The sequence below is a fragment of the Planomonospora sp. ID82291 genome, from assembly GCF_015711645.1.
Lineage (GTDB): Bacteria > Actinomycetota > Actinomycetes > Streptosporangiales > Streptosporangiaceae > Planomonospora.
In genome coordinates, this window is the sequence record NZ_JABTEX010000009.1 from 71,868 (window position 1) to 96,466 (window position 24,599).

At 75.5% G+C, this 24,599-nt stretch carries 16 protein-coding genes and 1 pseudogene; 6 read left to right on the top strand and 11 right to left on the bottom strand.

Translation table 11 applies throughout. The annotated features are described in order from the left end of the window. Window positions 1-27: 27 nt before the first annotated feature. Together HS045_RS32400 and HS045_RS32405 are read right to left on the bottom strand one after the other, a co-directional pair. Window positions 28-5,370, bottom strand: coding sequence for a non-ribosomal peptide synthetase/MFS transporter (locus HS045_RS32400; RefSeq protein WP_196455437.1), 5,343 nt, complete (start codon window positions 5,368-5,370; stop codon window positions 28-30). A 139-nt stretch (window positions 5,371-5,509) separates the two neighbouring features. Then, window positions 5,510-10,597 carry a non-ribosomal peptide synthetase gene (locus tag HS045_RS32405; RefSeq protein WP_196455438.1) on the bottom strand — a complete coding sequence of 1,696 codons (5,088 nt, stop codon included), beginning with the start codon at window positions 10,595-10,597 and terminating at the stop codon, window positions 5,510-5,512. A gap of 214 nt (window positions 10,598-10,811) precedes the next feature. On the opposite strand from HS045_RS32405, the gene HS045_RS32410 reads away from it, so the two are divergent. Further along, window positions 10,812-11,789 (top strand): GNAT family N-acetyltransferase, encoded by a 978-nt coding sequence (locus HS045_RS32410; RefSeq protein ID WP_196455439.1) that lies wholly within the window; start codon window positions 10,812-10,814, stop codon window positions 11,787-11,789. A gap of 158 nt (window positions 11,790-11,947) precedes the next feature. Here the strand turns inward: HS045_RS32410 and HS045_RS32415 are convergent, their stop codons facing one another. After that, window positions 11,948-13,333: an MFS transporter gene (locus HS045_RS32415; protein ID WP_196455440.1), complete on the bottom strand. Its 1,386-nt coding sequence runs from the start codon at window positions 13,331-13,333 to the stop codon at window positions 11,948-11,950. Window positions 13,334-13,434: 101 nt separating this feature from the next. Between HS045_RS32415 and HS045_RS32420 the strand changes: the two genes are divergently transcribed. Further along, entirely contained in the window at window positions 13,435-14,370 is a 936-nt protein-coding gene (locus HS045_RS32420; protein ID WP_307827824.1) for a helix-turn-helix transcriptional regulator, read from the top strand. 126 nt (window positions 14,371-14,496) lie between these two features. Here HS045_RS32420 and HS045_RS32425 read toward each other — a convergent pair whose 3' ends face one another. The 4 genes from HS045_RS32425 to HS045_RS32440 all read right to left on the bottom strand — a co-directional run bounded on the left by HS045_RS32425 (window position 14,497) and on the right by HS045_RS32440 (window position 19,465). Then, window positions 14,497-15,861 (bottom strand): AAA family ATPase, encoded by a 1,365-nt coding sequence (locus HS045_RS32425; protein WP_307827826.1) that lies wholly within the window; start codon window positions 15,859-15,861, stop codon window positions 14,497-14,499. Then, entirely contained in the window at window positions 15,858-17,390 is a 1,533-nt protein-coding gene (locus tag HS045_RS32430; RefSeq protein ID WP_196455441.1) for a hypothetical protein, read from the bottom strand. Before HS045_RS32430 ends, HS045_RS32425 begins: the two co-directional genes overlap by 4 nt. Window positions 17,391-17,439: 49 nt before the next feature. Next, window positions 17,440-18,540: a hypothetical protein gene (locus HS045_RS32435; RefSeq protein ID WP_196455442.1), complete on the bottom strand. Its 1,101-nt coding sequence runs from the start codon at window positions 18,538-18,540 to the stop codon at window positions 17,440-17,442. A 70-nt stretch (window positions 18,541-18,610) separates the two neighbouring features. After that, window positions 18,611-19,465, bottom strand: coding sequence for a hypothetical protein (locus tag HS045_RS32440; protein ID WP_196455443.1), 855 nt, complete (start codon window positions 19,463-19,465; stop codon window positions 18,611-18,613). 104 nt (window positions 19,466-19,569) lie between these two features. On the opposite strand from HS045_RS32440, the gene HS045_RS32445 reads away from it, so the two are divergent. Both HS045_RS32445 and HS045_RS32450 read left to right on the top strand, forming a co-directional pair. Further along, entirely contained in the window at window positions 19,570-20,028 is a 459-nt protein-coding gene (locus tag HS045_RS32445; RefSeq protein ID WP_196455444.1) for an NYN domain-containing protein, read from the top strand. 54 nt (window positions 20,029-20,082) lie between these two features. Further along, a complete protein-coding gene (locus HS045_RS32450; RefSeq protein ID WP_196455445.1) occupies window positions 20,083-20,985 on the top strand; it encodes a hypothetical protein in 903 nt (300 codons plus the stop codon). Window positions 20,986-21,024: 39 nt separating this feature from the next. Here the strand turns inward: HS045_RS32450 and HS045_RS32455 are convergent, their stop codons facing one another. Further along, window positions 21,025-21,912 (bottom strand): hypothetical protein, encoded by an 888-nt coding sequence (locus HS045_RS32455; RefSeq protein ID WP_196455446.1) that lies wholly within the window; start codon window positions 21,910-21,912, stop codon window positions 21,025-21,027. A 184-nt stretch (window positions 21,913-22,096) separates the two neighbouring features. Between HS045_RS32455 and HS045_RS32460 the strand changes: the two genes are divergently transcribed. Further along, the gene (locus HS045_RS32460; protein ID WP_196455447.1) at window positions 22,097-22,330 is read left to right on the top strand and encodes an NYN domain-containing protein; all 234 of its coding nucleotides are present in this window, start codon (window positions 22,097-22,099) and stop codon (window positions 22,328-22,330) included. A gap of 149 nt (window positions 22,331-22,479) precedes the next feature. Here the strand turns inward: HS045_RS32460 and HS045_RS32465 are convergent, their stop codons facing one another. The 3 genes and pseudogenes from HS045_RS32465 to HS045_RS32475 form a co-directional block, all read right to left on the bottom strand. After that, on the bottom strand, window positions 22,480-22,920 hold the full coding sequence (locus HS045_RS32465) for a hypothetical protein (protein ID WP_196455448.1): 441 nt from the start codon (window positions 22,918-22,920) through the stop codon (window positions 22,480-22,482). Then, window positions 22,917-23,378 (bottom strand): annotated as a pseudogene (locus HS045_RS32470) (transposase); the annotation flags it as partial. The gene HS045_RS32465 and the pseudogene HS045_RS32470, both read right to left, overlap by 4 nt. Before the next feature lie 318 nt (window positions 23,379-23,696). Continuing rightward, on the bottom strand, window positions 23,697-24,071 hold the full coding sequence (locus HS045_RS32475) for a helix-turn-helix domain-containing protein (protein ID WP_196455449.1): 375 nt from the start codon (window positions 24,069-24,071) through the stop codon (window positions 23,697-23,699). A gap of 72 nt (window positions 24,072-24,143) precedes the next feature. On the opposite strand from HS045_RS32475, the gene HS045_RS32480 reads away from it, so the two are divergent. Then, window positions 24,144-24,551: a DUF4440 domain-containing protein gene (locus HS045_RS32480; protein WP_196455477.1), complete on the top strand. Its 408-nt coding sequence runs from the start codon at window positions 24,144-24,146 to the stop codon at window positions 24,549-24,551. Window positions 24,552-24,599 lie beyond the last annotated feature (48 nt).

Sequence of the window (24,599 nt, forward strand, 5' to 3'; positions counted from 1 at the left end):
ACCGGTCGGTCCAGCGCCGGCGCGGGGTCACCGGGCCCGGCCGGCGCCCTCCAGCAGGACGGCGTCGGCCTCGGCCTGGACCGCGTCCAGATCCTCGGCGATCTCGGCGCCCGCGACCGCGTCGGGCAGCGCGTCCTCCATGCGCCGCAGCGGCCGGTACCACAGCCCCAGCGCCCCCCAGAGCATCAGCAGCGCGCCGCAGGCGGCCAGCAGCAGCCCGGCGCCGCGCCCCGGCCCCACCCCGACGACGTCGCCGACGACCGTGTCCGCCAGCGCCCCGCCCGGGACCAGCAGCGGGCCGAAGACGTCGTCGGCCAGCACCGGGGCGGTGAGGAACGCCAGCGGCGTCATCGACACCGCCAACATCTGGTTGGTGGCCAGCACCCGGCCCTGCAGCTCCAGGCCGACCTTGAGCTGGATGAGCGCGAGCCAGTGGGCGTTCAGCACGGTCAGGAACGCCCACGACATCAGCCCGCCGAAGGCCGCCAGGACCAGCGAGGGCCGCAGCCCGACCAGCAGCACCCCGGCCCCGAACCCGATCACGAAGCCGACCATGCCGACCGCGCGCCGCTCGGTGCCGCCCCAGAAGACCATGACCAGGGAGCCGGCCACCGCGCCCAGGCCCTGCATCGCGGTCACCAGGCCCACCCCCGTGACGTCGCTGAACGACAGCACCGCCGGCACGGTCACCGACAGGGCGAGCATGCCGAGGTAGTTCTCCACCACGAAGAACCCGATCATGATCATCAGGGGGCGGCGCCGGACGAGGAAGCGCCAGCCGCCGGCGATGGCCTGGCCGAAGGACTCCTCCAGGCGGTGGAAGAGCCGGTCGGGGAAGCGGACCAGCAGCAGCGTGCCGAGCCCGGCCAGGAACGTGGCGATGTTGACCGCCACCACGCCGTGCAGCCCGACCAGCGTGATGAGCGCGGCGCCGCCCAGCGGGCCGACGAGCATGCCCAGGCCGGTGCCGAGGTTGGCCAGCGCGTTGGCCTGCATGAGGTACGGCTTGGGCACCAGCTGCGCCACCGCCGCCAGGTAGGCGGGCCGGTGGAAGGCCGACACCAGCGACAGCAGCCCGGCGATGACCCCGACCTGCCAGACCTCCAGCCGCCCCAGCCACAGCAGGAGCACCAGCGCCGCGGTGGCCGCGGCCGAGACGCCGTCGCAGACCAGCATGACCAGCCGCCGGTCCACCCGGTCGGCGACCGCGCCGCCCAGCGGCGCCGCCAGCAGCGACGGCAGCAGGGCGAGCATGGTGACCAGGGCGTAGTCCAGCACCCGGCCGCTCTCCTGGTAGGCCCACACGCCCAGCGCGAAGGAGGTCAGCGCGGCGCCGAGCAGCGACACGGTCTGCCCGGCCGCGACGGTGTAGAAGCGGCGCAGGTCCCGGCGGGCGCCGCGGCCCGCGACCTCCACCTCCCCGACCGGCTCGGGCAGGTCCCCGCCGGCCCAGCGGTCCAGGTGCCCGTCGACCAGCAGGGCCAGTTCCCGGGCCTGGTGCTTGAGGAAGTAGTGGCCGGCCCGGGAGATCACGGCCAGCTCCACCCGGTCGGCGAACGCCCCCCACTCGCGGTGGCGCTCCTGGTAGAGCTCGGTCGCGCGGTCCCGGTCGCCGATCACGCACAGCAGCGGCGCGGTGAGCCTGCGCTCCTCGCCGGAGGCGGTGTCGAGCCGGCGGCTGAACCAGGACTGCGCCTCCTGCACGTCGTGCCGGAGCCCGCGCAGCATGACCTCGGTGTCGCCGAAGTCCTCGTCCAGGGCGCCCAGCATGCGCAGGAAGTCGCGCTGGGTGCGGTCGGAGGCCCACCGGTGGGCCGGGAACCTCCGGTTCCACCAGGCCGAGAGCCGTCCGGGCAGCCGGGCGTCGGGGAAGCCGCCGCCGACGAAGACGCCGGCGACCTGCCGGCCGGCCGCCTCCAGCCGGAGCGCCACCTCGGTCGCGGCGGCCGAGCCGACGCAGTGGCCGTACAGCGCGATCGGACCGGAGACCCCGTCCAGCTCGGCGGCGATCCGGCCGGCCAGTTCCGGCAGCGAGAGCAGGGCCTCGCCGGGCCGGGCCGGGTCGTGCCCGGGCAGTTCGACGGCGAGCACCGCCGTGCCGGGGGAGGTGCGGGCCAGCTCGGCGGCGAGCGGCCGGTAGGCGGCGGCCGAGCCGCCGCCGTAGGGCAGGCAGACGACGGTACGGCTCGCCGCGCGCGGACCGGCCAGGCGGTGCAGCAGCCCGGCCTCGGCTCCGGCGGACGCCGCGCCGCCGTCCAGGTGGGCGGCCAGCTCGCGGACCGTGGGCCGGGTGAACAGGTCGATCACCCGCAGCGCCGGGTCGATCTCGCGGACCGCCCGCACCGCGCGGAAGGAGTCGCCGCCCAGGGCGAAGAAGTCGTCGTCGACGCCGATCTCCGCCACGCCCAGCACCTCCGCCCAGACCGCCGCGATCCGCAGCTCGGCCGGCCTGCTCGGCGCGACCCGCCCGGCGGCGGGCGCGGCCTCGGGGAGCGGCAGGCGGGCCCGGTCGACCTTGCCCAGCGGGGTGAGCGGCAGCTCGTCGAGAACGGTGATCACCGGCGGGACCATGTAGTCCGGCAGCCGCCCGCGCAGTCCCGCCCGGACCGCGGCCAGGTCCACCGAGGCGGGCGCCACCCAGGCGGCCAGCCGCCGGGAGCGGCCCTCGCCGACCGGCAGCACCGCCGCCTCCCCGACCCCGGGCTGCTCCTGCAGGGCGGCCTTCACCTCGCCCAGCTCCACCCGGAAGCCCCTGATCTTGACCTGGTCGTCGACCCGGCCGAGGAACTCCACCAGCCCGGCGGAGTTCAGCCGGACCCGGTCGCCGGTCCGGTAGCAGCGGCCGGTCCCGGTCACCGGGTCGGGGACGAACCGCTCGTCGGTCAGGTCGGGCCGGTTCAGGTAGCCGCGGGCCAGGTTCGGGCCCGCCACCCACAGGTCGCCCGGGACGCCGGCGGGCAGCGGGCGGCCCGCGGCGTCCACGACGTGGCACTCGACGCCGGGCAGCGGGCGGCCCAGCGGGACCGAGCCCGGACCCGGCGGCCCGTCGGGCACCCGGCCGCCCAGCACCGAGACGGTCGCCTCCGTCGGCCCGCAGTGGATCTGCACCTCCAGGTCGGGCCGGGCCGCGCGGACGCGCCCGGCCAGCTCCCACGACGTCGCCTCGCCGGCCAGGATCAGCAGCCGGCGCGGGAGCACCCGGGCCAGGTCGCCGTGGGCGGCCAGCAGCTCCAGGTGGCTGGGCACCATCTTGACCACGTCGACGGCGTGCGCCGCCAGGTGGGCGGCGTAGGCCTCCGGGTCGGTGGCGGCCTCCTGGTCGACGAAGTGCACCGCGGCGCCCCGGGTGAGCGCGCCGTACAGGCAGGTCATGACCAGGTCGGAGGCGATCGTGGAGACCACGCCGTAGGAGGCGTGGACGTCGGGCACCAGCTCGGCCACGCCGTGCAGGTAGTGCAGCGCGGCGCGGTGCTCGATCCCGACGCCCTTGGGCCGCCCGGTGGAGCCCGACGTGAAGATCACGTGGACCAGGTGGCCGGGGGTGACCTCGACCTCCACCGGCTCGTCGGGCCCGGCGGCCAGCAGGTCCGGTAGGACCAGCGTGCCGGGGACCCGGCCGGCGTGCTCGCGGTCGGCCAGCACGATCCGCGCGCCGGCCGTCTCCACCATGTACGCGAGGCGGTCGTCGGGGTAGGCGGGCTCCATCGGCAGGTAGGCGCCGCCCGCCCGCAGCACGCCCAGCAGCGCCGGCACCAGGCCGGTGTGCCGGCCGGCCAGCACGCCGACCGGCTCGTCCGGCCGCACCCCGGCCGCGACGAGGTGGCGGGCCAGCCGGTTCGCCAGCCGGTCCGCCTCGCCGTAGGTGAGCGACCCGGCGGCGTCCACCGCGGCCACCGCCTCCGGCGCACTCCGGATCCGGTCGCCGATCACCGCGTGCAGCGGGTGCGACAGGTCCATCGCGATGCGCGGGCCCGCGGCGACGGGCCCGGTCACCGGCTCCAGCGGCACGGCCGCCGCCGGGGCGTCCAGGTCGGCGAGCACGCCCTCCAGCAGGGTCAGGTACCAGCCGGTGACGCGCCGCGCGGTCGCCTCGTCGAACAGGTCGGTGCGGTAGGTCAGCTCGCCGTCGTAGGCCTCGCCGTCGTTGACGAAGGCCAGGTTCAGGTCGTATTTGGCGGTGCGCGGCGCGACCTGCACGGGTTCGGCGGTCAGGCCGGGGAAGGCCGGCGGCTGCGGACGGTCGTCCAGGACGTTGAGCAGCACCTGGAAGACCGGTGTGACGGCGAGGCTCCGCTCGGGGTGCAGCCGCTCCACGATCCTCTCGAAGGGCACGTCCCGGTGGGTGAGCGCGTCCAGCACGGCGTCCCTGGTCCGGGTCAGCAGCTCCCGGCCGGTCGGCTCGCCGGACCGGTCGCCGCGCAGCACGAGCGTGTTGACGAAGCAGCCGAGCATGCCCGCGGCGCCGGGGTGCAGCCGCCCCGCCTCGGGCACGCCGACCGGCACGTCGTCGGTGCCGGAGATCCGGCCCAGCAGCTCCTGCCAGGCGGCCAGCAGCACCATGAACGGCGTGCATCCGGTCGCGGCGGCGGCCTCGCGGACCCGGGCGGTCAGCGCGGGCGCCAGCCGTACCGGGACGGTGGCGCCCGACCAGTCGGCGACCGAGGGCCGGGGCCGGTCCACCGGCAGGTCCAGGACCGGTTCCAGCCCCGCCAGGCGCCCGGTCCACCAGTCCAGGTCGCCCTCCGGCCGCCCGGCCAGCCACGCCGCGTAGTCGGCGTACTGCGCCCGCGGCGGCGCGGGCGGCTGCGCCAGGCCGAGCCGGGCCGTGTACAGGGCGGCCAGCTCGGCCAGCGCGAGGTTGCGCGACCAGGCGTCGAAGGCGATGTGGTGCACGGTCAGCGCCAGCACGTGCTCGTCGCCGCCGGGCAGGCGCAGCAGCAGGGCGCGGGCGGGCGGCTCGGCGTCCAGCGCGAACGGGCGGGCGAGCTCCTCCTGCAGCCGCGCCTCCAGCGCTGCGGGGTCGTCGAGGTCCTCGACCGCGACCGGGACCCGTCCGGGATCCACCGGGACGGCGCCCTCGCCGGTGACCAGGCTGCGCAGCACCTCGTGCCGTTCGGCCAGGTCGCGCACGGCGCCCAGCAGCGCGGCGGTGTCCAGCGGGCCGCGCAGCCGCAGCGCGGCGGGCACGTTGTAGGCGGCCAGGTCGTCGAGCTGGGAGAGGAACCACAGCCGCGCCTGGGCGGGGGACAGGGGAGCGGGGCCGCCGGCCGCCCGCCGGAGGGGGAGCTCCGGGGCCGCCTGGGCGGCGGCGCGGCGCGCCGCCGACAGCCGGGCCGCCAGGGCGTCGCGGCGTTCGTCGCTGACGGTCATGCGGTCTCCTTCGCCGGCCCCGCGACCGGGGCGTCGCCTCCGCTGACGGGCTCGGTCACGGGGTCTCCTCCACGTGGGCGAGGGCCGAGGGGTCCGGTCACGGGGTCTCCTCCACGTGGGTGAGGGCCGAGGGGTCCGGTCACGGGGTCTCCTCCAGGTCGGCCAGAAGCAGGGCCTCCAGGCGCGCGGCGTAGTCGGACAGCGTCCGCCGTTCGAACAGCAGGCGCACGGGCACCCGCAGGCCCAGCGCGTCGCCCAGCCGGGCCGCCACGAGGGCGGCGGTCGCGGAGTGCCCGCCCAGCGCGAAGAAGTCGTCGTGCCTGCCCAGGCCGGAGCGGCCCAGCGCGGCGGACCACACCTCGGCCACCAGCAGCTCCGCCTCCGTCTCCGGCGGCGCCGGCGGCGCCTGCCCGGAGGGGGCGGGCAGCGCGGCGCGGTCCACCTTGCCGGAGGCCGTGACGGGCAGGGCGTCCAGGACCACCCAGCGGCGGGGGATCATGAACTCGGGGAGCCGGGCCGCCAGGGAACGCTCCAGCTCGCCGGTGTCGATCCCCCGCGGCGCGGCGAGGTGACCGACCAGGTGGTCGCCGCCGTGCACGGTCACGGCCGCGTCGGCCACGTGCTCGCGGAGCGCGGCCTCGATCTCGCCCGGCTCGATCCGGTGGCCGCGGACCTTCACCTGCAGGTCCCGGCGGCCGAGGAAGTCGAGCGTGCCGTCGGGCCGCCAGCGGGCCAGGTCGCCGGTGCGGTAGCGGCGCCCGCCCCGGGGGTCCAGGGGGTCGTCGGTGAAGGCCGTGGCGGTCTGCTCCGGCCGGCCGCGGTAGCCGCGGGCCACGCCGGCGCCGCCGATCCACAGCTCGCCGGTCACCCCGGCGGGCAGCAGGCGGCCCGCCCGGTCCAGGACGTAGGCCCGCTCGCCGGCCAGCGGCGTGCCGATCGGCACCCGGTCGCCGACCGGGGCGGTGACCCGGGCCATGGTGGAGTAGACGGTGGTCTCGGTGGGACCGTAGGCGTTCCACAGCTCGGCGGTCCGCTCCAGCAGATCACCGGCCAGGGCGGGGTCGAGCACCTCGCCGATGCCGACCACGCGCACGTCCCCGCCGCGCCAGCCGGAGGCGACCAGCATGCGCAGCGCCGTCGGGGTCGCGGTCATCAGCGTGACCCCGGCCTCCTCGATCCGCCGCGCCACGGCCCGCCCGTCGAGCACGTCGTCGCGGCCCAGCAGCTCCAGCCGGAGGCCGTGGCAGAGGCTCACCCACACGTCGAAGCCGAACACGTCGAAGGAGAACGGTGTCAGGCCGAGCATCACGTCGTCCGGCCGGATCCCCGGGGCGACCCTCATCGAGGCGGTGAACGCGGCCAGGTTGGCGTGGGTGACCTCCACGCCCTTGGGGCTGCCGGTGGAGCCGGAGGTGTACAGGACGTAGGCGAGATCGCCGGGGTCCACCCGAGGCAGGCCGTCGGGCCCGGTCCCCGGCGGGTCGCCGGGTTCGGCCCGCTCCGGCGGGGACTGCGCCGAGGAGAGCCGGGACAGGTCGACGACGGTGCCGCCCAGCTCCCGGGCCGTCGCCAGGGCGCCGCCCGCCGCGGCGATCAGCTTGATCCCGGCGTCGCCGACCTGGTGGCGCAGGCGCAGGGGCGGGTGGCCGGGGTCGAGCGGGACGTAGGCGGCCCCGGCGAGCAGCACGCCCAGCAGCGCCGCGGGCAGGTACCGGTCGCGGGGCAGGCACACGCCCACGCAGGCGCCCGCCGCCGCCGGGCCGAGCGCCGCGGCGACCCGCCGGGCCAGGCCCGCCAGCTCGCCGTAGGTCAGGACGCCGCCGGCGTCGGCGACCGCCGGGGCGTCCGCGCGCCGTACGGCCTGCTCCAGCACGGCCTCCACCACGGTCCGCGGCGCGTCCGCGGGCAGCGGCGCGCCGGTCCCCGCGGCCAGCAGCGCCGCCCGCTCCTCCGGGCCGGTCACCTCGAACTCCGACAGCGGCCGGTCGGGACGGGCCGGCGCGTCCGTCAGCAGGCGGACCAGGCGGTCGGTGAGGACCTCGGCCCCGGCCCGGTCCAGGTGCTCCAGGTCGTACTCCACCTGGAGCTCGGGCCCGTCCGCGGTGGCGTTGACGTAGACGACCAGCGGCGCCTGGACCCCGCCCGTGCCCAGCTCGCCGACCAGGTCCACGCCGACGCCTCCGCGCTCCAGCGACAGGGGGACCTCCGGCGGCTGGACCGAGAGCGTGACGGGCGTCAGGATCGCACCGGGCGGGCGCTGCACGCCCCCGGCGTCGGCCCGGTCCCGCGAGGGCAGCGCCCGGTGGTCCATCGCCCGGACGGTCACCGCTCCCGCGTGCCGTACCGCCTCGCGCAGCGACAGTCCGTCCGCCAGGCGCAGTCGCACCGGCAGCACGTCGACCAGCAGGCCGACCATGGCCTCCAGCCCGGGGTCGGCGCGGTCGGCCACGGCGGCGCCGAGGAGGACGTCGCGCCGGTCGGTCAGCCCGGCGACCAGCAGGCCGAGCACGGCCAGGTGGACGGCGAACGGGGTGGTGCCGCACTCGGCCGCGAGCTCGGCGATCCGCGCGGTCGTCGCCGGGTCGAGCCGGCGCACCAGGCGTTCGCCGCGCAGCCGGCTGGGGCGGTCGTCGGCGCGGGGCAGCAGCTCGTACGGCGGGACCGCACCGGCGAGCTCCTCGGCCCAGAAGTCCCGCAGCGCCCCGACGCCCGGTGCGGCGTTCGCCCCGGTGTCCGGTGCGGTGTCCGGCCCGGTGCCCGGTGCGGTGTCCGGCCCGGTGTCCGGCCCGGTGTCCGGCCCGGCCGCCTGCTCGCGCAGCGCGGCGTCGCCCAGCTGGAACGGCGGATCGGCGATGTCGCCGGAGCCGGTGAGCCCGTCGAGGAGCTCCCGCATGACGATCCCCAGCGACCAGCCGTCGAACGCGGTGTGGTCGGTGAGGAGCACCAGCTCCGCGCTGTCCGGCCCCGACCACAGCAGGGTGGCCCGCAGCAGTGGCGACTCCCGGGAGACGTCGAAGTCGTGGGCGACGGCGGCCCGGCGCAGCCGGTCGGCCTCCTCCGCCGAGGCCGGGCGGTGCTCGGTCAGCGGGACGGGGGAGGGCGGCCGGACCTCGCAGGTCCGGCCGTCCACGATGACGGAGCGCAGCGCCTCGTGGCGGCGCACGACCGCGTCCAGCGCGGCCCGCAGCGGCCGGGCGGAGGCGAGGCCGCGCAACCCGAGCCGGAAGGCGATGGCGGTGGCGCCGGGGTTGTGGCTGACCTCGCGCAGCAGGTGCAGGCCGCGCTGGATGTCGGTCAGCGGGTAGCCGGTGCGCCCGGCGTGGCGCACCAGCGGTCGCACGGGGGCCGGGGCGGCCCCGGCGACGTACGGCGCCAGCTCGGCGACCGTGGGCCGCGCCAGGAACGCCGTCAGCGGGACCCGGACCCCGAACGCGTGCTCGATCCCGGCGCAGATCCTGGCGGCGGCCAGCGAGTGCCCGCCCAGGTCGAGGAAGTGGTCGTGGACGCCGACCCGCTCGACGCCGAGCGCCTCGGCGGTGAGGTCGGCCAGGCGCCGCTCGGTCGCGTCGCGCGGGGCGGCGTATCCGGTTCCGGCCGCGAGGGCGGGGGATTCGGTGGGATCCGCGGCGGGGGATTCGGCGGGATCCGCGGCGGGATCCGCGGCGGGGGATTCGACGGGATCCGCGGCGGGATCCGCGGCGGGGGATTCGGCGGGGGATTCGGCGGCCGGTTCCGGGGAGGCGGCGGGGCCCGCCGCGGAGGAGAAAGCCACCGCGGGCAGCCGGGAGCGGTCGGCCTTGCCCGTGGGTCCCACGGGGATGGCGTCGAGGAACACGATCCTGGCGGGGATCATGTAGTCGGGCAGCCAGTCGCGCAGCCAGGACCGCAGCTCCCCGTCACCCAGGCCGGGACCGGACGGTTCGACGTAGGCGACCAGCCGCCGGGTGCCCTCCTCGTCGGTGGGGGCGAGCACGACGGCGTGGCGCACCAGCGGGTGGCGCACCAGCCTGCCCTGCACCTCGCCCAGCTCGACCCGGAACCCCGCGACCTTCACCTGGTCGTCGATCCGCCCCTCGTAGAAGTGGACCCCGCCCTCCCGGCGGACCAGGTCGCCGGTGCGGTAGTGGCGCACGCCCCCGGCGTCGGTGACGAACCGCTCGGCGGTCAGCTCGGGCCGGTTCAGGTAGCCCCGGCCGACCAGCGGACCGGCGACCCACAGCTCGCCGAGCTCGCCGTCGCCGAGCGCCCGGCCGTCGGCGTCGCGCACCGACAGCTCCGACCAGGCGTACGGCGTGCCGATCGGCGGTTCGCCCGTCCCGTCCCTGGCGATCTCGTGGGCGCAGCAGTGCACGGTGCACTCGGTCGGTCCGTACAGGTTCACCATGCGCCGCACGCCGGGGTTGGCGAAGACCCGGTCGGCCAGCGCCCGGCTCACCGGCTCGCCGCTGGACAGCACCGTGCGCACGTTCGGGGGCAGCGGCTCCCGCAGCAGCGCGGTCAGCGCCGAGGCCGCCGCGCTGATCATCGTGACCTCGTCCCGGGCGGGCAGGGCGTGCAGCGCCAGGGGGTTCTCCGCCATGATCACCGTGCCGCCCAGCAGCAGGGGCAGGTAGAGCTGGGGGACGGACGGGTCGAAGCAGACCGAGGTCGAGGCGAGGAAGCCGGCCGTCTCCTCGGCGGTGAAGTGCCCGGAGTCCCAGCCCAGCAGCGCCATCACGCTGCGGTGCTCGATCACGACCCCCTTGGGGCGGCCGGTCGAGCCGGAGGTGTACATGACGTAGGCCCGATCGTCCGGGTCGCTCGGCAGGTCCAGGCCGTCGCACGGGCGGTCGCCGACCGACTCCACGAGGACGAGGTCGTGCTCCGGCAGCCGCCCGGCCAGCGCCGCGGAGGTCACCGTGTGCGAGATGCCGGCGTCCTCGACGACGAAGCCCAGGCGGTCGGCCGGGAAGGCGGTGTCCAGCGGGACGTAGGCGGCGCCGGTCTTCCAGACGCCCAGGAGCGCCGCGATCAGCGTCTCGTCGCGGTTCAGGAACACCCCGACGGCCGAGTCGCGTCCGACTCCCCGGGAGACGAGCTCGCGGGCGATCCGGTTGGCCAGGGCGTCGAGGTCGGCGTAGGTCGTGCGGGTCGTCCCGGTGACGACCGCGGTGTGCTGCGGAGTTCGTCGTACCTGCCGCTCGAAGGCCTTGTGGACCGGTTCGAGCAGCGCGCGGCTGCCAGCCACCCTTGGTCTCCTCTTGGTATGTGGAAGAGGACGTACGTGGTCGTACGCGGGCAAGGGTGGCAAAATGCGCTTGGTCGAGATAGGGCAAAGATCGCTCTGTTACTCGAAAGATATTCAGCCCGGCTGATCATTCCGAGCGGCGTCCTCCGGCGGCCGGGGCCGGGCCAAGCCGCGATTCAGCCGATCCCAAGTCGGGCCGGGCAGGCTCGGGGACATGGACACCACCGCACCGGACACCGTCCCCACCGCCGCCGGCTACGCGACCCGGCGGCCCGAGGCGGCCGACGCCGCCGCCGTCCACGAGCTGGTCTCCCTGTGCGACACGCAGGTGATCGGCAAGGCCGACATGACCCTGGACGACGTCACCGACCAGCTGAACGATCCGGCCTTCGACCGGGAGCGGGACGGCTGGCTCGTCCACGACGCGGCCGGCCGCCTCGTCGCCTGGGCCTGGGCCTGCCGCAAGGGCGCCGGCGACAACGTCGACATCGACGTGGTGGTCCACCCCGACGCCCAGGCCCTCACCGGCGGGCTCTGGGACGCCGTGACCGAGCGGGCGCGGCAGATCACCGCCGGGCTCGGCCACGACCGCGCCGTGGTCGACATCGGCCTGTACCGGGAGGACAGCGGCAAGCGCGCCGTCGCCGCCGCCCGCGGGTTCGTCCCCGCCACCAGCTTCATCCGGCTCCTCGCCGACCACTCCGGTCACGCCGGCCGGGTCGCCGACCCCGTGCCGCCCGCCGGGCTCACCCTGCACGACGGCCGGACCGAGGAGGTCCGCCGCCAGGGCCACGCCGTCCAGCAGGCGGGCTTCGCCGACCACTTCGGGTTCGCCCCGCAGGGGTTCGACGCGTGGTCCGCCGAGCTCGACGCCTCGGCCAGCACCGACTGGTCCCAGCTGCTGGTGGCCCGGCTCGACGGCGAACCGGTCGCGATGCTGCTGGGCACCGACATGTTCGCCGGAGACGAGAACTGCGGCTACGTCCGCCGGCTCGCCGTCCTGCCCGCCCACCGCGGCCGGGGCCTGGGCCGGTTCATGCTCCGCACGGCGTTCGCCGCCGACGCGCGGCGCGGCCGGATCGGCACCTACCTGCACGTCGACGCCGGCAACAGCACCCCCGCGCTGGACCTGTACCTGTCGGCGGGCATGCGCCAGGTCCTGGCCATCGACGTCTGGCGCCGCACGCTCTGAGCCCCCGCGCCCCGCGGCGGCTTCCCGAGCCCGCACGCCCGCGGACGCGGTCGGAGCCCGTACGCCCGCGGACGTGCTCCGGGCCCGCACGCCCGCGGACGTGCTCCGGGCCCGCACGCCCGCGGGCGTGGTCCGGGCCCGCGGGCTCCGGGTGCGGCTCAGCGGGCGGGCCGCACCCGGAGCAGCGGCAGCGCGCACGCCCCGGCCGCCAGGGCCGCGGCGGCCAGCGCCGTCCCCGTGCCCGCCACCGACCCCTGACCCAGGTACAGCGTGCCGAACGTCGCCACCCCCACGACCTGGCCCAGCTGCGTCACCATCACGAACAGCCCGCCGGCGTCGGAGGCGTCGGAGGGCGCGACGTGGGCGAGGGCCACCGTGAGCACCGGGCTGAACGCCCCGCCCAGCCCCAGACCGATCACCGCCATCGCCGCCGCCAGCAGCGGCTGCCCGTGCCCGTCGCCGCCCAGCGCCACGGCCAGCCCCAGGTAGCCGAGCGCGGCCACGGCGAACGACACCACGATCATCCGCCGGTGCAGCCGCTCGGGCACCCGCCGCCAGTTCAGGCTGGCCACCGCGAAGGCGACCATCCCCGGCAGGAACGTCAGCCCCGCCTCGATCGGGCTGTCGCCCAGCCGGCCCTGCAGGTGCAGGGCGACGGCGAACAGGAAACCGCCGTAGGTCGCCATCGCCCCGAACACCGCCAGCGCGGACGCGAGCACCCCCGGTGCCCCGAGCACCCGGCCCGGGACCAACGGGGCCGCGGCCCGCCGCTCCACCAGGGCGAAGACCCCCGCCACGACCGCGCTCGCCGCCAACGCCGCCCAGGCCCACAGCGGCCAGTGCTGCTCGTGGCCCAGCACCAGCGGGACGACCAGGAGGCTGACCGCCAGCGAGAGCGTCACCAGGCCCGCCAGGTCGAGGGGGCGGCGGGCGGCGGGGGCGCCGCCCGCGGCGGGCAGCAGCCGGACGCCGGCGGCGAGCAGGACCAGGCCGATCGGCACGTTCACCAGGAACACCGGCCGCCATCCGCCGCCCAGCAGGTCGGCGGAGACCAGCACCCCGCCCAGCACCTGGCCGGCGATCGCGGCACCGGAGATCACCGCGGCGTAGAGGCTGAGCGCGCGGGCGCGGGCGGCCCCGGTGAAACCGGTCTGGATCATGCTCAGCACCTGCGGCACCATCAGGGCCGCCCCCGCCCCCTGCAGCAGCCGGAAGGCGATCAGCTGCCCGGCCGAGGAGGCCAGGCCGCAGGCGAGCGAGGCGGCGGTGAACAGCGCCAGCCCCGACAGGAACAGCGGCCGCCCGCCGTGCCGGCCGCCGAGGCGGGCGCCGGTGACCAGGAGCATGGCGTAGGCGACGGTGTAGCCGGAAATGATCATCTGGAGCCCCGAGCCGGACACGTCGAGATCGGAGCGGATCACCGGGGCGGCGACGTTGACGATGGAGACGTCCAGGACGGCCATGAACTGCCCGGTCAGGAGGATCGTCAGCAGCCACGGCGTGCGCAGGGCCGGGGCCCCGGTCGGAAGGGAGATCGCGGTCATGGCACGAGCCTGGCGGCGCGGGGATCAGGGTGGTGAGAGCCTGCCGATCCTGGTATCACCGGTACCTGGCAGGCCGGCCGCCCGTCGGCCAGCATGGAGGGGTGACCGTGACCCAGCCCGACGCCCGCGCCGCGAGCGGTTCCGACGCCCGGCGCGCGGCCGGTTCCGATGCCCGTTCCGCGGCCGGTTCCGCCGCTCGGCGAGCCGAGCTCGCCGCCTTCCTGCGCACCCGCCGCGGCCGCATCACCCCCCAGGACGTCGGCCTGCCCCCCGGTTCGCGCCGCCGCACCCCCGGACTGCGCCGCGAGGAGGTCGCCCAGCTCGCCGGGGTCGGCGTCACCTGGTACACCTGGCTGGAGCAGGGCCGGCCGATCAACGCCAGCACGCAGGTCCTCGACGCGGTCTCCCGGACCCTCCGCCTGGACCAGGCCGAGCACGAGCACCTCTACCGGCTCGCCGACGTGCCCGCGGTGGCCGAGACGGAAGACCACCGGGGCCTGGAACCCGAGACGCGGCTCATCCTCGACCAGCTGGGGCCGCTCCCCGCCGCCGTCTACAACGGCCGCTACGACCTGATGGCCTGGAACGCCGCCTACGAGCGGCTCTTCCCCGCCCTGACGGCGCAGCCGCCCGCCGTCCGCAACGCGCTCTGGCAGCTGTTCACCACCCGCGACTGCTGCAACCCGGTGGTCAACACGGAGGAGGAGCTGCCGCAGATGGTGGCCACCCTGCGCGCCGGGTTCGGCCGCCACCTCGGCGAACCGGCCTGGACCGGCTTCGTCCGGCGGCTCTCGGCCGTCAGCCCCGACTTCGTCCGCATGTGGGCCGCCCACGACGTGGCCAGGCCCGGCAGCCGGATGAAGATCTTCCATCACTGCGCCGTCGGGCTGATCCGCACGGTCTCGACCAGCATGGCCCTGCCGTCGCCGCCCGAGGCACGGATGGTCGTCTACACCCCGCTCGACGACGAGAGCCGCGAGCGCATCGCCTGGCTCCGCGCGCACCCCGGCGTCCCCGCGACCGACCACACCCACTGACCGACCACACCCACTGACCGGCCGCCGTCGGCGGGACGGCCGGGCGTACCCGCTGACCGGCCGGCGGGCCGACCGGCGGCATCCGGGCACCGGCCGGCCGCACCCGCGAACCGGCCGGGCCGCCGCTCAGTCGGAGGCCACCCGGTGCTCGGCGAGGTGGGCCAGCACCGCCTGGTTGGCCTCCCACCCGTCGGGGAACTTCACCGGCACGCCCAGCTGCACCGGCTCCGCCGACGGATGGGCGTCCAGCAGCTCCGGGATGCCCGCCCGCGCCACCACGATGCACGCGTGCCGGTGCCGGGAGGTCAGCACGCACAGCCGCCCCGACTCCAGGTGGAACGCCGTGGCGTCGCGCCGCCCCGACAGCGGGTGCAGCACGATCGTCACGTCGTACTCGCGCCCCTGCAGCCGGTTGGCGGTGTCCACCGTGATCTCCTCCGGCACCCCCGCCGCCCGGATCGCCGCCACCTGGTCGCGGTGCGCCGCCCCGATGGCGATCCGGTCGGCCGTCACCGGGTGGCTGCTGCGCTCGGAGTGCGCGACCGGCGCCCGCTGCAGCAGCCGTACGGCCAGCAGCGCCACCGCCCGCACCGCCTCGGCGTCGGTGCGGACCGTGTGCCGGCTCGGCAGCTCGTACAGCGCCCAGCCCGAACCCGCCGCCTCCTCCAGCGCCCGGTCGTAGGAGGTCCGCATGCCGTCCACCGTCAGCTCCAGCGACCGGTCGGCGCGACCGGTGCCCGCCCGGAAGCCGGTGAACGGGTAGAACGCCTCCGACACCACCGGCGCCGCCGACGCCGGCAGCCGCCACGACACCGGCAGCCGGTGCACCGGCAGGTCCGGGTTGTGCCGCAGCAGCACCGAGACGGCGCTCTGCACCGGATCCCACGACAGTCCCGCCCACCGGTCGCCGTCCACGATCGAGAACGGGTCGAGCTGCCCCGGATCGCCCACGAACAGCGAGCGCTCGAACAGCGAGGCGATCCGCAGCAGCTTGTCCGAGCGCATCTGGTACGCCTCGTCCACGATCGCCCACGGCCAGGTCCGGTCGCCGACCCAGGCCCACTTGTCGGCCGTGGCGATCACCACCGCCGGGTCGCCCAGGTCCGGCAGCTTGCCCGCCACCGAGACGTTGGGGTGCGCCAGGATCCGCTGCGGCGTGACGTACCCGCTCGCCGACAGGCGGCCGACGGTCAGATCCGGATGGCCGGTCGCGAGCCGCTCCACCAGGTCGTCGACCTGCTCGTTGGTCTGCGCGACGATCATCAGCGGCTCGCCGGTCTCCGCGATGTGCCCGGCGGCCCGCACCACCAGCGTCGACTTGCCCGCCCCCGGCGGGGAGTCCACGACGACGCCGCGGTGGCGCGGCAGGTCCGCCAGCACGCCCGCGACCACCCCCGCCGCCTCCTGCTGCGGGGTCAGCACCGACACCGGCACCCGCGGCCCGGCCGGGACCGGCTCCGGGGCCGGGTCCCGCACGACCTTGAGCGTCACTCCCACTCCTCCTGCGCGTCGTCGTCACCGGGCACGTACTCCTCGGGCGGGCCGCCGTGGGTCCACGGCGTCTCCTCCGGGTCCGGGAGCGCCGCCGAGGTCTGGAAGTCGTCGGTCAGCGAGGTGTAGCAGACCCGCTCGCCCGGCTCGGGCACCGCCCCCGGGGCGGGCGTCTTCCCGCGCCCCATCCCCTTGGTCACCTTGAGCACGACCTCGACCGGGCCGCCGCCCGCCCCGCCCGCCCCGGCGCCGGACACCCCATCCGCCCCGGTGCCGGCCACCTCGACCACCTCGACCACCTCGGCGCCGTGGCCGCGCCGCTCCGGGCTGCCCACCGCCGCGCCCGGCGCCAGCCGTACCGGGTCGTCGGTGCGGACGGTGACCAGCGGCCGGAGCTTGCGCGAGCGGCCCTCGCCCTCGAAGTGCTCCGGCTCCACCGCCGTCACCACCCCGGCGAACGCCTCCCCGGTCAGCCGGTACTCCGCCATGACCAGCGGATCGTCGTAGGCCCGCTGCACGTCGTAGGAGGCCCGCGCCCGCTCCAGCCCCGCCAGCCGCGCCGCCGCGCCCACCGCGCCGTCCCGGCGCGCCTGCGGCGGGCCGCCCTCGGCGATCCGCTCGACGAACCGGGTGAACGAGCCGCGGTCGGCCTCCCAGCGCCCGGCGACCCGCGAGCCCTCCGGCAGCGCGCGCAGCAGTTCCACCGAACGCCACATCAACCGCCACGTCGGCTCCAGCTGGGTGCGCAGCGCCTCGGCCACGCGCGCCACCGCCCGGTCCGTCGGCGCCTCCTCGTAGGCCTGCACGGCCGGGGCGAGCACCTCGTTGTCGAACCCCGGATCGGTGGCCGGCCCCGCCGGGGGCCACAGCAGCGGGTCCTCGGCCTCCTCGGCGGCCCGCTGCCCGGTCGTCCCGGCGGGCGGGTCGATCCAGCCCAGCAGCGCCGCCAGGTTCGCGTCCTCCAGCGCGCTCTGCCCGGTCGCCCAGTGCGCGCCCAGCGCCTCGGTCGCCGCCAGCAGCAGCGACGAGCCCGGCTGCCGCGACCGGTCGGCGAAGTAGGTCAGCCACCGGCCCAGCAGCGGCACCGACGGGTGCACCGGGTACGGGCCGTCGGCCCGCCGGAACCGGGTGGACCGGCCCAGCAGCCCGGTGAACTCCGCCGCCGGCCGGTTCGGCACCAACAGCTGCGGCGCCTCCAGGCACCGCTCGTACGGCTCGCCGCCCTTGCGCTCGACCGTCTCCGTCGCCTTCTGGAAACCCTCGACGTACGGCAGCAGCACCTCGGCCAGCTCGGCGGCGAACGCGAACCGCAGGTCCCGGTTGCGCGGCTGCGGCACCACCAGCAGCCGGGGGTGGTCCGGATCGGTGCCGACCATCGCGCCGAGCGGGGCGGCGGCCTCACCGGCCATCTTCACCGGGACGAACACCATGGGGCGGTCGGAGACGTGGCAGTGCCGGACCGTGGTGATCCGCTGCGCCGTACCCTCCCGCATCGCCCGCAGCCGCGCCAGCGCGGTCAGCGCGCTCATGCCGCGCCTCCCCGCGTCGCCCGCAGCCGCACCGGCGCGGTGAGCGCGCTCATGCCACGCACTCCCGGTGCAGGCGGTCCGCCAGGCGGAGCAGGCGGGAGATCTCCTCCTGGCCCTCGCCCGGCTCGCGCACGCCCTCGGCCAGTCCCAGCGCCTCGTCCATCCCGGACACGCCGCCGAGCTGGTCGCGGACCTGGCGGCCGAGCAGGTCCGTGGAGCCGCAGCCGCGCGCCTCGTCCCGGCAGAACATGCACAGGTCGCACGCCGCCAGGCAGTCCGGCGCGTACCGGGCCGGCACCCGGCGCAGCGCCTCGGCCAGCTCGCCCGCCGACCGCGTCGGCACGCCGTCGGCGTCCGGCTCCAGGGAGAAGGTCAGCCCCTCCGGCAGGCCCTCCAGCAGCCGGTCCACCCGGGTCATCCGGGCCAGCTGCCGCCGGAGCACCGCCAGCTGCCGGCGCACGTCCACCAGCGAGGCCACCGGGCGGTTGGCGAAGTTCTCCGGGCAGACGAGCACCACGTCGTGGGAGACCAGCTCCGGGTCGTGCCCCAGCTCCTCCAGGAGCGCGCGCAGCGCCAGCACGTAGACCGCCGCCTGCCGCGCCGCCGCCGCCACCTTCTCCGGCTCGGCCTGCCCGTCGATCACGGAGAACGACTTGATCTCCACGATGTGGAAGCGCCCGCCGAGCCGGAACGCCACCACGTCCGGCTCCAGGTAGGAGGTGTGCCCGGCGATCCGCAGGCTCAGCAGCGGATGGTCGTAGAAGACCGCGGAGTCCTCGCTCTCCCTCGCCGCCCGGTCGATCAGGGCCCGGGTGTGCGAGGCCCGCAGGTGGGAGCCGACGCTCTCCACGTCCCGGTAGCCGACCTGCTCGATCGGCAGCCCCATCAGCTCGCGCAGCAGCCGCAGCAGCTCGGCGCAGCCGTTCTCCTTGACCAGCGACTCGAAGACGTTCCCGCGGGTGATCGCGAACTGCGACTGGCCGAAGGGCGCGGGGAAGCCGACGTGCCGGGCCGCGGCGTCCTTGTCGACCCCGGCGGCGTCCAGCAGCGACCGCCGGGCGCACCCGGGGTTGGCCGCCAGCGCCGCGATGGCCCGCGCGTCGTGCGCGCGGGCCGGCACGGGCCCGCGCAGGTCGTCCAGCCGGCTCACCGCACGCCTCCGCAACAGCCGTGGAGGACGTTCCCGGAACGGTCCCAGAGGACCTCGTGATACCCGCTCATCAGCAGGCCCCCCTCAATGTGCTCAGTGCGGCCGCGCCGAACAGGCGCTCCACGTCGGTCAGCTGATCGCCCGCCCGGGCCGCCACCTCGGCCCGCTGGGCGGTGTCGGCGGGCAGGTGCACCTCCAGTTCCGCCCGGGCCGCCCCGACCACGGTCGCCGGGTCGACCGGGCCGAACCCGCCCTCCACGGCCCCCGGGATGTTCTGCGCCATCCGCGAGAGCAGCCGCACCGCGCCCGGCGGCGGTTCGGCGAGCCGGGCCAGGTGCTCGGCGATGCGGGTCGCCGCGGTGAGGAAGTCGACCCGCGGGCTCAGCGGCCCCACCACCCGCGCCTCCAGCGGCCAGGTGCTGGCGGCCAGCAGCCCGCGGGCGGGGGAGAGGCGGTCGGTCAGCGCCGCGCACAGGTAGTACGGCCGGGCGTAGGGGTCGCTGCGGAAGGACCGCTCCTCGTCCCGGCGGAGGCTGGACAGCTGGGGGCTGCGCAGCCCTCCGGCGAAGAACGCCTCGTTGACCGCGACGACCAGCTTGGCGGCGGTCGGCACCCCCAGCAGGAGCAGCGCCTGGTGCACCTGCTCCCGGATCGGCATCAGCGCCGCCCCGGCCTCGCGCGGGAGGGGGCCCGCCCCCTCGGGTCCCTCGGCGCTCCCGGGTCCCTCGGCTCTCCCGCGTCCCCCGGACTCCCCGGATTCCGCGGACTCCTCGGTGACGACCGCCTCGTCCCAGGCCCGCTCGGCCCGGCGCAGGTCGGCCCGCAGGAGGCGGGCCAGGGAGGTGTCGCGGGCCTTGACCGCCCGCCGCACCTCGGCGCGGAGCTCGGCGATCCGCCGCTCCAGCGCGTCCAGTGGTTCACTCACGGCCCGGATCGTAACAGGAGTTCCACCCGTCTCCCTTGAATTCCAGCGATTTCCAGCATTAAAGTGCAAGACATGTGGTGATATATGGGCGAAAGGGGCATTTCATGCGCAACTTGTCGCAGGGGCGAACCGTCCACCTGCTGGACGTGGAGAACCTGGTAGGAGCCCCGCGCCCCGCCCTCGGCGAGGTCCTCACCATGATGCGCCTCTACCGCCGCCGCGTCCCCGCGGGCGGCATGGACCAGTACGTCGCCGCCGTCAACCACGGCGCCCTGCTCCCCGTCGGCCTCGCCCTGACCGGGATCCAGCTCCTGGTCCGCTCCGGCCGCGACGGCGCCGACGAGGCGCTGCGCGAGGTGATCCGCCTCGACCACCTGCACATCCGGTTCGAGCGCGTGGTCATCGGCTCCGGCGACGGGGCCTTCACCGACCTGGTCGACTGGCTCCGCGGCCGGGGCGTCCAGGTCGTCGTGGTCTCCCGCCCCGGCGCCCTCAGCCACCGGCTCCGCCGTACGGCAGGCCAGGTCATCTCCCTCGAACCGCCCCTGGACCTGGCGGCCTGACGCCTGCACCCGAGATCCGCCCGGTCTGCCCGAGATCCGCCTAGTCTGGCGGTCATGAGCGCGGGCAACGCCCACTACGTCGTCGTCGACCGCCACGGGCACCGGGTCTGGTCGCGGTACGGCGGCGCCGCCACCTTCCACCGGGATCTGCTCCGGGGGCCGGAACGCACCCTCGACTTCGTCCGCCGGCAGCAGGGCGGCCACGCGGCCTTCTGGACGAACTCCGTGTGGTGGCGGGCCGTGGCGCTGCTCGACCTGAGCGAGCGGCGGCTCTGCGTCCACACCGAGCGCGAGATCGTCGGGTACCCCCGCACCGGCCTGCGGGAGGTCCGCGCCTGGCTCGCGATCCTGGCCGCCCTGTGGCCGGGGTGGGCGGTGACGTGGATGCCGCGCGGGCTGTACCAGGTCATGGAGTATCTCGGCCTGCCGTACGACACCGTGCGCTACCTGGACGAGCCGCCGTCTCCGCTGGCGGGCCAGTGGGCGCTGGCGCCCGCCGAGGAGGACGACCTGACCCGGGTCGCCCCCACCCTCGTCGCCGTCCGCGACGAGGGCGGCGCCCTGTCCTTCGGCGGCTGCTGGGCGAGCGGGCTGGCCGAGCCGCTGATGGCCGGGCCCGCCGTGCTCGCCTCCGCCCAGGAGGAGGCCACCGGGTTCGCGGTGCTGGAGTCGGTCCCCTGGAACGGGGCCTTCCTGGACGTCCCCGGCCGCCGCCTGGACTGGTGGGCGCTGGACCGCCTCCTCGATCCGGCGTGGGCGGCGGACCGCTGGCGCGGCTGGACGCTGACCGACCACGGAGACGCCTTCGAGGAGGTCGCCGCCCTCATCGGTCCCGAACTGCTACTGGACGCGGGCACGGACGACGACGCCCTGCGGGACCTCGCGGAGTGGTTCGCCCGCGGCACCGCCGACCCCGGCGTCCGCGAGCGCCTGCTCCGGATCCACCGGAGCGGCTGAGCGGAGCGGCGTGCGCGATCGACGCGCCCCGGTCCCCGCTCACCGGATCTCCGCGGCGCGGAGACGCGATCCTCGCGGATCCCCCCGGCGTAATTCCAGGGTCAGCGAGCGCAGCCAGGCCTGGGTGAAGGACGGTTCCGCCGAAATCCGGCGGGCGAGGTCGTCGCGTACCCGGCGGCTGCGGCCCAGCTCTACCAGGGCGACCGCCTGGGCGAGGGCGCCCAGGGTCTCGTCGTCGCGGCACGGTACGGCGACCGCCTCGTCGGCCCAGAGCGTCCGCCGGAACGACGGGGTGAGCTTGTGCTGCTCATTGCCGAGGTAGTTCCAGAGCCACGGTTCGACGGACACGCTCGTCACGGCCCTGCGGGGCAGGGACCCGGTCCAAGGGGCGTTCTGCCACCATCGCCAGGTGTTGGGGCTGGTCTTCTTGCGCGAGGTGATGCCGAGGAAGCGTAGTTTGAGGCGGATGACGTCCCAGGTCTCCCGCTCGTCGCGGATCCAGTCGTGCAGCAGGCCGTACAGGTGGGTGAAGGTGGCTCCGCCATACACCAGGTCGGTGAGGACGATCGGGCGCTTGCGGCGGGCCAGGCCGTGCGGGGTGATGCCCACTGCGGCGAGGTTGGCTCTCAGCTGCCGGACCTCGACGGTCTGCAGCGGATCTTCCAGGCGGTAGGAGAAGGGCAGCAGGTGCAGCCGGTCGCGGTGCGGGGTCCGTGCCAGGGCGCCGGAGATCAGGTCGTGGACGCTGTCGGCGGAGCGGCCGACGAAGTACAGGTCGCCGTCTGCGCTGCGGGCCACCACCTTGGCGGCGCAGTCCACCAGTTCGTCCGGATAGGGGAACTCCGGTTCGGGACGGTCACGCAGGAGGTCTCCGAGCCGGTCGCGGCGGACCAGGTCCCAGCGGAACGGCCGGTTCGGGACCGTCATGGACCGTGCTCGTCGTGGGGTTCGGCCATCCCCTGCGGGTCGTGCTCGGGTGTATGCGCGCGGATCTGCCGGTAGGGCGGGTGCATGCCCATCAGCGTGACGAAGCCGGCCCCGCCGGGCAACACGATTACCGCCGACCCGGCGGCCTCCTCTCCCGGGGGGTGCCGACGAGGCGCTGCACGAGGTGATCCGCCTCGACCAGCTGCATATCCGGTTCGAGCGCGTGGTCATCGGCTCCGGCGACGGGGCCTTCACCGACCTGGTCGACCGGCTCCGCGGCCGGGGCGTCCAGGTCGTCGTGGTCTCCCGCCCCGGCGCCCTCAGCCACCGGCTCCGCCGTACGGCAGGCCAGGTCATCTCCCTCGAACCGCCCCTGGACCTGGCGGCTGATCACTTCGCCTTCTACGTGAATTGGTGAGTCTCCTGTCGCAGAGTCATGATCGGCTTTACGCGGCGGTGGCCTAGGCAGGTCCGGGGTGTGAGCAGTGAGAGGGCTTTACGTGAGCTGATGTCCCCTTCGTCGCTTGCACCGGACAGTTCGGGCTGGTCAGGGTGCAACCCGCTGGGCTACGGGCGTGGCTGAACGAACAAACCCGGCTCGGTCTCCATGAGGACGCCGTGGCCGACCAGGCGCTTGAGCTTGGCGCGGAGGTTCTGGATGCCGGTGTGAGCCAGGGACAGGTCGAGTGCCTCGCACAGCTCACGCGCCCGAAGGGGACGGCCGAGATCAGCGAATACGGTCAGAATCTGTCGATAGGCCGGATTGTCGGGCAGCTCGGAAGGCACCGTGACCGGCTCGCGGTCGGGCGCGTTGGCGAGTGAGAACAGGGTTTTGCGGGTGATCCGCAGGTGCTCGATCTCTTCGTTGAGGTCGCCGAGGCGAGCGGTCAGCGTGTCGATCTCCGTCTGGGCCTGCTCGATCTGGCAGGTCAGCGCCTGCTCGCGGTTGTCGATCCTGTTGAGGAGCCACGTGCCGGGGTCGGGCTCCGAGGCGCTGGGCCTCGTCATGTCCACCGCCCTGACGAGGCCGGAGCGCGCGTCAGCCGCCGGGACATCACGGCGGTCATCGCCCAGCGCACCCGCGATTCGGAACTGGCGGGCAGATGTTCGTAATCACGGACCAGACGCCGGTGGAGCATCAAGGTGCCGTTGGTCTGCTCGACGACCCAGCGCTTCTCCTGGGGGACGGACCCCTGGTCGGCGGGGTTGCGTTGGACGATCTCCACGTCGATCCCCAGCCTGGCGCCATGGTCGACGACGGTCTTCTTGAGGCCCTGGTCGACCAGGGCCTTGGTCACCGTGCCGGAAGTCGTCGCGGCGACCTTGTCCAGCAAGGCGGTCCCCGCGACGTTGTCGTGCGTCGAGGCGGCCAGCACGATCACCGCGATGACCAGGCCGAACACATCCACGGCCAGGCCCCTCTTGCGGCCTGGCGTCTTCTTCGCGGCGTCCCGGCCATTTGCCCTGGTGGCCGCTGACCGAGGGGTGCGCCGCCTTCCACGCGGTGATCACCGGCTCGATCAGTGCCCACTGCTCGTCGGATACGTCGCTGCGGTACGGCTTGCGCTCGCTCACCGAGCCATCCCAGCACATTCGAGGCCGTCACCGGCGGTAACGCTACAAATCCAATCGATCGCACTGTGACATCAAAGACTTCGGCTCACATAAAGCCCTCTCATCGCCCCTACGAGGGGTCGCAACGCATGTTCGGCGTTGGGGCCGCCTCCGTTGACGATGCTCACGGCGGTCGACCGGCGGGCCGGGTCCCGCTGTCGCCATGGAGGTCAACCACGGCGCTGCGCGCCCCAGTCCCAGAGCGCCTGCAGGACCGGGCCGAGGTCGCGTCCGTGCGGGGTGAGCGTGTAGCGGACCCGGGGCGGCCGTCCGGGCAGGCGGTGGCGGGTCAGCACACCGGCCTCGGCCAGCTGCGCCAGCCTGTCGGTCAGGACCTTGTCCGACAGCGCGGGCAGGGCGCGGCGCAGGTCGGTGAAGCTGCGGTCGCCCCGCAGCAGCTCGCGGACCACCAGGGTGGTCCAGCGGCCGCGCAGCGCCGCCAGGGTGATCTCCACCGGGCAGCTGGGAACGGGTGCGGCGGTGTCCGCGCGGGGGTCGTCGGGCAGGCCGGGCCGTGGCCGGTGACCAACCGTTTGGTGAGTCACGAGGGCTCCTCCTACCGTTGCCGCATCCGATCGGTCGTCCCCTGATTCCTACTTCACGGAAGGCGTGTGTCGATGATGCGGAAGCTGGCCGAACGTCCCGAGGACGTGCCCGCGGTGTTCGCCGAGCGGTTCAACAGCGGTGACGCGCAGGCGGTGGCGGAGGTCTACGAGGGCGGCGCGGTCTTCGTCGCGGAGCCGGGCGCGGCGCTGACCGGGGAGGAGCTCCACGCCGCCAACGCCCGGTTCATGGACCTCGGCGTGCCGATCACCGTCCGACCGCGGCACGTCTACGCCGCGGGGGACCTCGCCCTGCTGATCGTCGACTGGGTGATCGACGGCACGGGCCGCGACGGCCGGCCCGTGCGCGTCGAGGGCACCGCCACCGACGTCGCCCGGCGCGGACGGGACGGATACTGGCGCTACGCCGTCGACAACCCCTTCGGCGTTCGGGCGGAGGCCGAACGCCGAGCGAACCGCTGAGCGAACCGCCGCGCGCCGAACGGCCCGGCGTGTGACGCGCCGGCCGCA